Here is a 9,542-nt window from a genome sequence, read left to right on the forward strand (position 1 = left end):
CGCTAGGCGGCGCGCGGTTCGCGCGTCTTGGCGACGGCCACCGAGAGCGTGGCGGGCAAGGCCACGCCATTCTTGACGGCCAGGATCTCGGCCATGACGCTGACGGCGATCTCCGCCGGCGTGCGGCTGCCGATGTAAAGGCCCACCGGCGCCCGCAGGCGCTTGAGCGATTCCTCGGTCTCGTCGAAATGCTCGATCAGCCGCTGGCGGCGCAGGTCGGTGTTGCGCCGCGAGCCGATCGCGCCGACATAGAAGGCCGGGCTGTGCAGCGCCTCCAGCAACGCCAGGTCGTCCAGCTTGGGATCGTGGCTCAGCGCCACGATGCAGGTGCGCGTGTCCGGACGCATGGCGCGCACGGCATCATCGGGCATCTCGGTGGTCAGGCGCACGCCCTGCACCGACCAGGCGCCCAGGTGCTCGACGCGCGGATCGCAAAGCGTGACCGCGAAATCGTTGAACAGCGCCATGGTCGCGACGTACTCGGCCAGCGCGCCGGCGCCGATGAGCAGCATGCGGTACTGCGGCCCCAGCGTGCTGGACAGGGTGGCGCCATCGAAATGCAGGGCCTGCGGCGCCGAAGCCGGCGCCTGCGTCACCGCGCCCGTCGCGCAGTCGACGCTGCGCCGGACCAGCTGCCCGGATTCCAGCTGCCGCACCAGCGTGTCCAGCGCGGCGACGTCGGGATCGAACTCCAGCAGCAGTTCCAGGGTGCCGCCGCAAGGCAGGCCGAAGCGGTGCGCATCGTCGGCGTGGACGCCATAGCGCACCAGTTCCGGCGTCGCATGCGGCATGCCCGCGCCGCCGTGGGCGCGGGTATAGCGCAGCACCAGATCGTCCTCGATGCAGCCGCCCGAAACCGAGCCGACGCAGCGGCCGTCCTCGCGCAGCGCCATCATCGAACCCGTCGGGCGCGGCGACGATCCCCAGGTGCGCGCCACCGTGGCCAGCAACACCCGCTCTCCCGCCATGGCCCAGTCGCGCGCGGCGCGCAACACGCGTACATCCACACTTTCCATTCAGTCCGCTCCTTGCAGGGACTGGCGGGCGGCAAGCAGCGACTCGGCCCGCGCCAGGTCTTCCAATGTATCGATATCGGCCACGATGCCCGGATCGTCCAGGGCCAGCGCCAACACCTCGCCGGCCTGCCGGCGCGCCGCCACCACCGCGGCGGCGCCCTTGTCTCCGGAGAGCCGCGCCAGGGCCTCGTAGCAGGGCCGGCCAAAGCCGACCGGGTGGCCCTGCCGGCCATTCCAGAACGGCTGCACCACCGTGGCGGCCGCCAGGGCCCGCGCCACCCGGCGCAGGCTGTCGGCGCCGACCAGCGGCAGGTCGCCCGGCAGGATCAGCCAGCCCGCCGCCCGCGGCGTGGCGCGCACGCCGCGGGCGATGGAATCGCCCATGCCGGCCGCCGGATCGTCGCCGGGCAGCACCACATGGCAGGGCAGGCCCGACCGCGCCACCGTATCCCGCACCCGCTGCAACACCGCGATGCCGGCCAGGGGCGTATCGAGCTTGTGCCGGGCGCCGCCGGAGCGCGCAAAGCGCTCGCCCCGGCCGGCGGCCAGCACGATGACGACAGGTGTATCCATTGGCGGCATGGCGGAATCGGCTCTTTTCGCGGTGCGGTCTGCCCCGGTGGTCCTAAGCGACGCTGCGCACCGGCAGGCTGCGCACCCGCTTGCCGGTGGCGGCGAAGATGGCGTTGCACAGCGCCGGCGCCACCGGCGGCACCGGCGGCTCGCCCACGCCGCCTGGCGGCAGGGCATGGTCGTCGTTGACCAGGTGCGTGCGGATCACGCGCGGCGATGCATTATGGCGCAGGACTTCATAGTCGTAGAAGTTGTTCTGCTTGACGCGCCCCTTCTCGAAGGTGATCTCGCCCAGCAGCGCCAGGCTCAGGCCCATGATGGCGCCGCCTTCCATCTGCGCGCGGATGCGTTCGGGCTTGATCTGCGGGCCGCAGTCCAGCGCCATGTCCACGGCCACCACCCGCACTTCGCCCTTCTCGTCCACCGCCACCTCGACCACCGTGGCCGTGTAGCTCATGAAGCTGTAGCAGAACGCCAGGCCCAGGCCATGCCCCTTCGGCAGCTCGCGCCCCCACTTGGCGCCGCTGGCCGCCGCCTCGATCACCCCGCGCAGGCGGCCGGTGTCGTAGGGATAGCGTTCGGGCGATTCGCTGTAGTTCCAGGTGTCCGCCAGCGTGCCCGGATCGATGCGGCGGGCCGGGCCGATCAGGTCCAGCGCATACTGCTTGTGGTCCCGGCCGGCGCGGTGCGCCAGCTCGGCGATGAAGCATTGCGCCGCGAACGCATGCGGAATGTTGGCCACCGAACGGAACCAGCCGATGCGGGCGTGGGCGGCGACCTCGGCCGTTTCGACCCGCACGTTCGGAATCACGTAGAGCATGTTGATGGCCGACATGGCCGACTCGAACAACTGCTCGCCCTTGGCCCCCTCGGTGAACAGCGACGCGATGGTCGGCGCGGCGCTGCGGTGCAGCCAGGACTGCACCTTGCCGTCCTTGCCGACCACGGCCTCCAGGTGCTCGGCCGACACGGTATGCAGGTAGTCGTGGTGGATGTCGTCTTCGCGCGTCCACACCAGCTTGACCGGCGTGCCGGCGGGCATGGCCTGGGCCACGATGGCCGCCTCGTCGACATAGTCCGGCTTGGACTTGCGGCCAAAGCCGCCGCCCAGCAGCAGCACGTGGACCTTGACGTTTTCGGGCTTGAGCTTGAGGCGCTTGGCCACCGCCTCCTGCGCGGCCGCCGGATTCTGCACCGAGGTCCAGACCTCGGCCGCGCCGTCCTGGATCCGCACCGTCGCCACCGGCGTCTCCATCGACGCATGCGCCAGGTGCGGCACGTGGTATTCCGCCATGAAGCGCTCGGCCTCGCCGGCCTTGGCCCAGGCCTGCGGCGCGTCGCCCTGGTCGCGCACCACCTTGCCCGGCTTGCGGCTGGCCTCGGTCAGCGTCTCGCGGTAGGCGACCGAGTCGTAGGCCGCGTTGGGGCCATCGTCCCATTCGATGGCGAGCGCGGCGCGGCCCTGCATCGCGGCCCAGGTATTGCTGGCCACCACCGCCACGCCCCCCAGCGGCTGGAAGGCGGGCGCGCCGGCCATGGCGGGAATCTCCACCACCTTCAGCACGCCAGGCACCGCCAGCGCCTTGGCGCTGTCCACGCGGCGCAGCTTGCCGCCCACCACCGGCGGGCGCGCCACCACGGCATAGACCATGCCGGGCAGGCGCATGTCCATGCCGTACATGGCCTCGCCCTTGCCGATGGCCTCCAGGTCGACCAGGCGCACCTCGTCCTTGCCGATATAGCGGAATTCGGCGCGGGTCTTGAGCTTGACCGCATCGCCCGCCGGCACCGGCAGCTTGGCGGCGTCGGCCGCCAGCTCGCCATAGCCCAGCCGCCGGCCGCTGGGCGCATGGACGACCTCGTGCTGCGTGGCGCGCACCTCGGCCAAGGGCACCGACCAGCGCGCGGCGGCCGCCGCTTCCAGCATCTGGCGGGCCGCGGCGCCCACGCGCCGCATCGGCATCAGGAAGTGGCGCACGCTGCGCGAGCCGTCCACGTTCTGGTTGCCATAGCGCGCTTCGTCGGCATCGGCCTGCACCACCCGCACCCGGTCCCAGGCCGCTTCCATCTCGTCGGCCACCACCATCGGCAGGCTGGTGCGCACCCCGGTGCCCATCTCGGCGCGATGCGCCACGATGGTCACGGTGCCGTCCGCCGCGATCGAGACAAACGCCAGCGGGTCGTCCACCGTGCCACCCGGCATGGAATCGGCGCCATACTTTTTGGGCTCGTCGGCCGCCCACACCGCGCTCACCAGGCCATTGCCGGTCACCGCCAGGGTCAACGCGCCCAAGCCGCCCTTGAGGAAACCGCGCCGCGAAACCTGCATCGTGGTCGTCATCATTTGCCTCCCTGGGCCAGTTGCGCGGCCGCCTGCTGGATGGCGGCGCGGATGCGCGGATAGGTGCCGCAGCGGCAGATGTTGCCGCTCATGGCCTCGTCGATCTGCTGTTCGGTCGGCGCCGGCGTGGTCTTGAGCAGCCCCACCGCCGTCATGATCTGGCCGGCCTGGCAATAGCCGCATTGCGCCACGTTGTTTTCCACCCAGGCGCGCTGCACGGTGCGCCCGACCGGGTCGGCCGCCATGCCTTCGATGGTGCTGATGGCCCGGCCCGCCGCGGCGGACACGGGCGTCACACAGGCGCGGGTCGGCTGCCCGTCCAGGTGCGTGGTACAGGCGCCGCACAGCGCCATGCCGCAGCCGAACTTGGTGCCGGTCATGCCGAGCTCGTCGCGCAGCACCCACAAGAGGGGCATATCGTCGGGAACGGAGACTTCCTTGGGCTGACCGTTGACTTGCAATCGTGTCATGGCGGGATCCTCATGGGGCGTGGCGGGTGGGGGAGCGGGCAAGGACGGTCCAGCGTGCCTGCCCACAAGCATTTTCCGCAATCGCGCCCATCGCCGGTAGCGCATTTCGCTGAATTTCTTGCCTGATCCTATGAGGGATTGATGACTTTGTGTGCAAGCCGTTCCCGGGCGGGTACAGTGCGCCCAGGAGGTTGCGGCCAACCATGACACTGACACCCGATGCGGCGGCGCATCATGACATTTCCTGCCAGGCGCTGGCGCGCGTCATCGGCGGACGGACCCCGGGGCCGGGCGACTTCGACACCGCCATTGCGGGGCTGGGCCTGTTCCGACGCGACGCGGTGGCGCCGGCCTGCGCCTGCCTGGTCGAACCCAGCATCGTCCTGGTCGTGCAGGGCGCCAAGCAGATGTGGATCGGCGGGCAGGCATTTCCCTACGATACCTCACGCTTCCTGATCACGTCACTGGACCTGCCCGGCGATTCGGAAGTCACCGCGGCGACGCCCGAGCGCCCCTGCCTGGGGCTGGCGCTGAAGCTGGACCTGCGCATCCTGGCCGAGCTCATCGCCCAGGGCGACACGCTGGCGCCGCGCGAACGCGCCCAGGGAATCGGTGTCGGCATCGGCACGGCAACCCCGACCATCCTGGCGCCGTTCACGCGCCTGCTGGCCCTGCTCGACGAACCCGACGCCATCCCCGTGCTGGCGCCGCTGGTGCTGCGTGAAATCCACTACCGCCTGTTGATGAGCGACCAGGCCGCCAGGCTGCGGCAGATCACCGCCGTGGATGGCCAGGGCCAGCGCATCGCGCGGGCGATCTCATGGCTGAAGCGGCACTACGCGCTGCCGTTGCGGGTGGAGGACCTGGCCGCGCGCGTGCAGATGAGCCCGCCGACGTTCCACCACCATTTCCGCCAGCTGACCGCCATGAGCCCGCTGCAGTACCAGAAGTGGCTGCGGCTGAACGAGGCGCGGCGGCTGATGCTGAACGAATACCTGGACGTGGCCAGCGCCGCGTTCAAGGTGGGGTACGAAAGCCCCTCGCAATTCAGCCGCGAGTACAGCCGCCTGTATGGCGTGCCGCCCAAGCGCGACATCGCGGCCCTGCGCGGACAGCCCGGCGCCAGCCCGGGGCCGGCCGGGCCCACGCCCGCGGACGTCGTGGGAGCCTGAGCCGACAGGCGCACGCCGCGCCAGGTCCTGGCACGCCCCCGCTCATCCCGCCCGGCCTGGCAGGCCCGCCAGCCGCGTCAGGGCCGTCTCCAGGTCCGCGAAAGCGGGGCCGCCCAGGCAGAGCCGCACGCCCGCCCGGCGGTCCGCGGCATCGACCATCATGCTTTCCGGCGGCGTCAGGCGCACGCCCCTGTCGGCGGCGGCGGCCACGAAGCGCCGGGCCGCCGCGCTCGCCATCGGCAGCCAGGCATGATAGGCGTCGGCAGACAACGCCAGGGCATGCGTCCCGAGGATCGACGCGGCCAGGCCGGCGCGCCGCCGCGCCTCATGCAGCAGGTCGCGCTGCAATGCGGCGATCATGCCGCTGGCCTGCCATTCCTGCACCACGGCACAGGCAAGCGCGGACGGCCCCGCTGGCAGGTCGCGCAACCGTTCCCGCGCCGCGTCGCGCAAGGCGGCGGGCAGCGCCAGCGCGCCGATCTGCAAACCCGGGCCGAGCGCCTTGGACATGCCATTGACGTGCAGGCAGAGGTCCGGCGCCAGGGCCGCCAACGGCGGCAGATGGGGCGCCGCCACCGAATAGACGCCGTCTTCGATGATCCATGCCCCCGCGCGGCGGCAAAGGTCAACGATGGCCCGCCGACGCGCCGCGCCCATCGTCGCGGTCGTCGGATTGTGCAAGGTCGGGGTCAGGTAGACCGCCCGGCCCGCCGTTGCCGGGGTCGCCTCGAGCGCGGCGGCGAGCGATTGCGGCACCATGCCCTCGCCATCGATCTCGACGCCCCGCACACGGCAGCCCTGCCGCCGCGCCAGGGCCAGGGCGCCGGGATACGTGAGCCTCTCGGTCAGCAGCACCCCCCGCGGGCCGCAGGCCAGTTCGATGGCCAATGACAGCGCCTGGCGCGCGCCGCTGGTCAACACCAGGTGCGAGGCCTCCACGGGCAGGCCGACGGTTTCGAGCCAACGCGCCAGCGCGCGGCGGTGTTCCAGGTGGCCGCCCGGCGGCGCGTAGAGATTGAAATGGTCGGCGTCGATGCTGCGCGCGATGCCGGCCAGGGTGCGCGCCAGCACGCGCGCATCGAGGGCGGCCGGCGAGGCGTTGGAAGACAGGTCGATTACCGCGTCGCCCGGCGCCTGCCGGCTTGCGACGAACGTGCCGCGCCCCTGCACGCTGCGCGTCAGGCCGCGCCGCTCCAGCGACACATAGGCCTGGGTCACCGAACCCAGGCCGATGCGCAGCCGCTTGGCCAGGTCGCGGTGCGCCGGCAGGCGGTCGCCGCCGGCCAGCCGCCCTTCGACGATATCGTCGGCCAGCGCCAGCGCCAGGCGCTCGGCCGGGCTGGCCTCGATGTTCGCCAGGCGGGGAATCCAGGGCGATTGCAGCAGCATCCGGGCGGCCTCCAAAAATAAGCGTCACATGACACTTTTTGCTGTCTTCAATAGTGTAACGTTGATGCCGCAGTCTCCCGCCCGTTCGCTGCCGGATGCGCCGGCCGCGATGTCGGCCGGCCTGGAGAAACCCATGTTCAGCCACGTTACCGTCGGCACGCGCGATCTCGAACGCGCAGGCCGCTTCTATGATGCAGTGCTGTCCCCGCTCGGACTGCGCCGCCGCCCCGTCTCGCCCGATGGCGGCCCGGCGGCGCTGTGCTGGGTCGCGGCGCACGCCGCGCTGCCGCGCTTTTACGTCTACACCCCTTATGACGGCGAACCGGCGAGCGCGGGCAACGGCGCCATGACGGCCTTTCTGGCGCCTTCGACGGGCGCGGTCGACGCGGCGCACGCCGCCGGCCTGGCGCACGGCGGCGCCGACGCAGGCGCCCCCGGGCCCCGCCCGCGCTACGGCAACGGCTATTACGGCGCCTACCTGCGCGATCCCGACGGCAACAAGATCCACATCGTCCACCGCGCCGACCTGCTGCCCTGAGGGCGCAAGGCGGTGTCTCACCCGGAGCAAACCGGCATGAATGCCAGCCACCTCGCCATGGTCTATGGCACCTATCTGATCGCCACCGCCAGCCCGGGGCCCAGCACCATGGCCATCATGGCCACGGCAATGCGCGACGGCCGCGGTCCGGCCCTGGCGCTGGCGGCCGGCGTCGTCACGGGTTCGCTGTTCTGGGCGCTGCTGGCCGCCACCGGCATCGCCGCCGTGCTCAACGCCTATGCGCAGGCCCTGGCGCTTCTCAAGATCGCGGGCGGCCTTTACCTGTTGTACCTGGCCGCGCGCACGGGCCGGTCCGCCTTGCGGCCGGCCGCGGCCTGCGCGGCGCCGCGCGCGGCGGGCAGCACCGGGCGACTCGGCGCCCGTTACCGCCAGGGCGTGTTCATGCACGTCGGCAATCCCAAGGCCATCATGGCCTGGACTGCCATCATCTCGCTCGGGATGGGTCCGGACGGCGCCGCCCACGAACTGCCGGCCATCGTGGGCGGCTGCGTGGCCCTGGGCGTGGGCGTGTTCGGCGGCTACGCGCTGCTGTTCTCGACCGCGTCGATGGCGGCCCTGTACGCGCGAGCGCGGCGCGCCATCGAAGGCGCGCTCGCCGCGGTGTTCGCCGCCGCCGGGCTGAAGCTGCTGTTCTGGCGCGGCTGAGCCCGCATGGATCGCCCCTCCCTGCCCGCGCCGCGCGGCGCGGCTTCCCTTTCATCGCACTGCGCACTGACATGATGCCTCTCACCGTCCATATGGTCGACGTCTTCGGCGCCGGCCCGCTTGCCGGCAATCCGGTCGCGGTCGTCACCGGCGCCGACGCGCTGTCGACGTCCGACATGCAACGCCTGACGCGCTGGTTCAACCTGTCGGAGACCACGTTCCTGGTCGCGCCGACCCATCCGCAGGCCGACTACCGCGTCAGGATCTTCACGCTGGACCGCGAAATGCCCTTTGCCGGCCATCCGACGCTGGGCACCTGCCACGCGTGGCTGGCGGCACATGCGCCGCGCCACGATACCCACGTCATGCAGGAGTGCGGCGCCGGACTGGTGCGCATCCGGCGCGACCCGCGGCGGCTGGCCTTCGCCGCCCCGCCGCTGATCCGCTCGGGCGCGCCGGGCGCGGACGAACTGGAGCAGGCGCGGCGGCTGCTGGGCATCGAGGCCCGCGACATCCTGGCCGCGGCCTGGGTCGACAACGGCCCGGGATGGCTGGGAATCCGGCTGGCGTCGGCGGAGAAGGTGCTCTCGCTCGAACCGGCCGGACGCTGGCCAACGCCGGTCGATATCGGCGTGATCGGCCCTCACGCGCCGGGCGGCGAAGCCGCATTCGAAGTGCGCGCATTCTTTTCCGACCCGGCCGGCGCCATCGTCGAGGACCCGGTCACCGGCAGCCTGAACGCCGCGCTGGCGCAGTGGTTCTTCGCGCAGGGATGGATCGACCACGACTATGTCGCCGCCCAGGGCACGCGCCTGGGCCGGCGCGGCCGCGTCCATCTATCGCGTGACGACAGCGGCCAGGTCTGGGTCGGCGGCGACACCCGCATCCATGTGAGCGGCACGCTGCAGGCCGTTTGAGCGGTTGGGAGGGGCGGATCGATCGCGTTAGCATGGAAGCACCTGACAGCAAGCACCACAGGAGGCACCATGGAAAACACCAAATGGGATTTCCAGATCGAACGTCCGGTCCACGACGACGGCGCCTGGCGCATCGGGTACACCTTGATCTCCCCCGCCGCCGGTCCGGGCAGGGAACGCATCGCCATCGATGAACGCTTTGCGTCCGCCCAATCCGCCATCGACGAAGCGACCCGGCTGGCGCAGATCCACGTAGCGGACCTGAACGGCGATACCGCGACCTTCGACAAGCCGACCGCCGCCGAGCAGCCGTTCGGCAGGCATACGCGCTTCTGAGCCGGCGCCCCGCCGGACGCGGGAGCGGCGCTTGCTGGCAACGGGGCCTGGCCATCCGCGCCTTCCCGTTACCAGGAGCCCGCCATGCCCCACCCCGACTCGACGCCGCGCCTGCCACGCGCGG

10 protein-coding genes are annotated in these 9,542 nt (G+C 71.5%); 5 read left to right on the forward strand and 5 right to left on the reverse strand.

What is annotated here, in order from left to right:
* Positions 1-2 precede the first annotated feature (2 nt).
* From DK459_RS22125 to DK459_RS22140, 4 genes are read right to left on the reverse strand one after another with little or no spacing between them, the layout of a single operon-like run.
* A complete protein-coding gene (locus DK459_RS22125) occupies positions 3-1,016 on the reverse strand; it encodes an XdhC family protein (RefSeq protein WP_024069702.1) in 1,014 nt (337 codons plus the stop codon).
* Positions 1,017-1,589, reverse strand: a complete 573-nt coding sequence (locus tag DK459_RS22130) for an NTP transferase domain-containing protein (RefSeq protein WP_197602764.1) — start codon at positions 1,587-1,589, stop codon at positions 1,017-1,019. It lies immediately after the preceding gene.
* Between the two features lie 52 nt (positions 1,590-1,641).
* Positions 1,642-3,930 carry a xanthine dehydrogenase family protein molybdopterin-binding subunit gene (locus DK459_RS22135; protein ID WP_110135072.1) on the reverse strand — a complete coding sequence of 763 codons (2,289 nt, stop codon included), beginning with the start codon at positions 3,928-3,930 and terminating at the stop codon, positions 1,642-1,644.
* On the reverse strand, positions 3,930-4,400 hold the full coding sequence (locus DK459_RS22140) for a (2Fe-2S)-binding protein (protein WP_006385128.1): 471 nt from the start codon (positions 4,398-4,400) through the stop codon (positions 3,930-3,932). The genes DK459_RS22135 and DK459_RS22140 overlap by 1 nt, the downstream gene beginning before the upstream one ends.
* A 203-nt stretch (positions 4,401-4,603) precedes the next feature.
* Between DK459_RS22140 and DK459_RS22145 the strand changes: the two genes are divergently transcribed.
* The gene (locus tag DK459_RS22145) at positions 4,604-5,572 is read left to right on the forward strand and encodes an AraC family transcriptional regulator (protein WP_070540803.1); all 969 of its coding nucleotides are present in this window, start codon (positions 4,604-4,606) and stop codon (positions 5,570-5,572) included.
* 42 nt (positions 5,573-5,614) lie between these two features.
* Here DK459_RS22145 and DK459_RS22150 read toward each other — a convergent pair whose 3' ends face one another.
* Positions 5,615-6,961 carry a PLP-dependent aminotransferase family protein gene (locus DK459_RS22150; protein WP_110135073.1) on the reverse strand — a complete coding sequence of 449 codons (1,347 nt, stop codon included), beginning with the start codon at positions 6,959-6,961 and terminating at the stop codon, positions 5,615-5,617.
* Between the two features lie 133 nt (positions 6,962-7,094).
* On the opposite strand from DK459_RS22150, the gene DK459_RS22155 reads away from it, so the two are divergent.
* From DK459_RS22155 to DK459_RS22170, 4 genes are all read left to right on the forward strand, one after another.
* Positions 7,095-7,499 carry a VOC family protein gene (locus tag DK459_RS22155; RefSeq protein WP_020928694.1) on the forward strand — a complete coding sequence of 135 codons (405 nt, stop codon included), beginning with the start codon at positions 7,095-7,097 and terminating at the stop codon, positions 7,497-7,499.
* Positions 7,500-7,535: 36 nt separating this feature from the next.
* The gene (locus DK459_RS22160; protein ID WP_024069708.1) at positions 7,536-8,165 is read left to right on the forward strand and encodes a LysE family translocator; all 630 of its coding nucleotides are present in this window, start codon (positions 7,536-7,538) and stop codon (positions 8,163-8,165) included.
* Positions 8,166-8,239: 74 nt separating this feature from the next.
* Positions 8,240-9,082, forward strand: a complete 843-nt coding sequence (locus DK459_RS22165) for a PhzF family phenazine biosynthesis protein (protein ID WP_054443961.1) — start codon at positions 8,240-8,242, stop codon at positions 9,080-9,082.
* A gap of 69 nt (positions 9,083-9,151) precedes the next feature.
* A complete protein-coding gene (locus DK459_RS22170) occupies positions 9,152-9,418 on the forward strand; it encodes a hypothetical protein (protein ID WP_006384599.1) in 267 nt (88 codons plus the stop codon).
* The last annotated feature ends 124 nt before the right edge of the window (positions 9,419-9,542 follow it).

The organism is Achromobacter sp. RW408, assembly GCF_003184165.1.
Taxonomy (GTDB): Bacteria; Pseudomonadota; Gammaproteobacteria; order Burkholderiales; family Burkholderiaceae_B; genus Achromobacter; species Achromobacter xylosoxidans.

Coding starts and splice junctions, on each gene's coding strand:
- DK459_RS22170 (WP_006384599.1), top strand. CDS start 9,152: ATGGAAAACACCAAATGGGATTTCCAGATCGAACGTCCGGTCCACGAC.
- DK459_RS22165 (WP_054443961.1), top strand. CDS start 8,240: ATGCCTCTCACCGTCCATATGGTCGACGTCTTCGGCGCCGGCCCGCTT.
- DK459_RS22150 (WP_110135073.1), bottom strand. CDS start 6,961: ATGCTGCTGCAATCGCCCTGGATTCCCCGCCTGGCGAACATCGAGGCC.
- DK459_RS22125 (WP_024069702.1), bottom strand. CDS start 1,016: ATGGAAAGTGTGGATGTACGCGTGTTGCGCGCCGCGCGCGACTGGGCC.
- DK459_RS22135 (WP_110135072.1), bottom strand. CDS start 3,930: ATGACGACCACGATGCAGGTTTCGCGGCGCGGTTTCCTCAAGGGCGGC.
- DK459_RS22145 (WP_070540803.1), top strand. CDS start 4,604: ATGACACTGACACCCGATGCGGCGGCGCATCATGACATTTCCTGCCAG.
- DK459_RS22160 (WP_024069708.1), top strand. CDS start 7,536: ATGAATGCCAGCCACCTCGCCATGGTCTATGGCACCTATCTGATCGCC.
- DK459_RS22155 (WP_020928694.1), top strand. CDS start 7,095: ATGTTCAGCCACGTTACCGTCGGCACGCGCGATCTCGAACGCGCAGGC.
- DK459_RS22130 (WP_197602764.1), bottom strand. CDS start 1,589: ATGGATACACCTGTCGTCATCGTGCTGGCCGCCGGCCGGGGCGAGCGC.
- DK459_RS22140 (WP_006385128.1), bottom strand. CDS start 4,400: ATGACACGATTGCAAGTCAACGGTCAGCCCAAGGAAGTCTCCGTTCCC.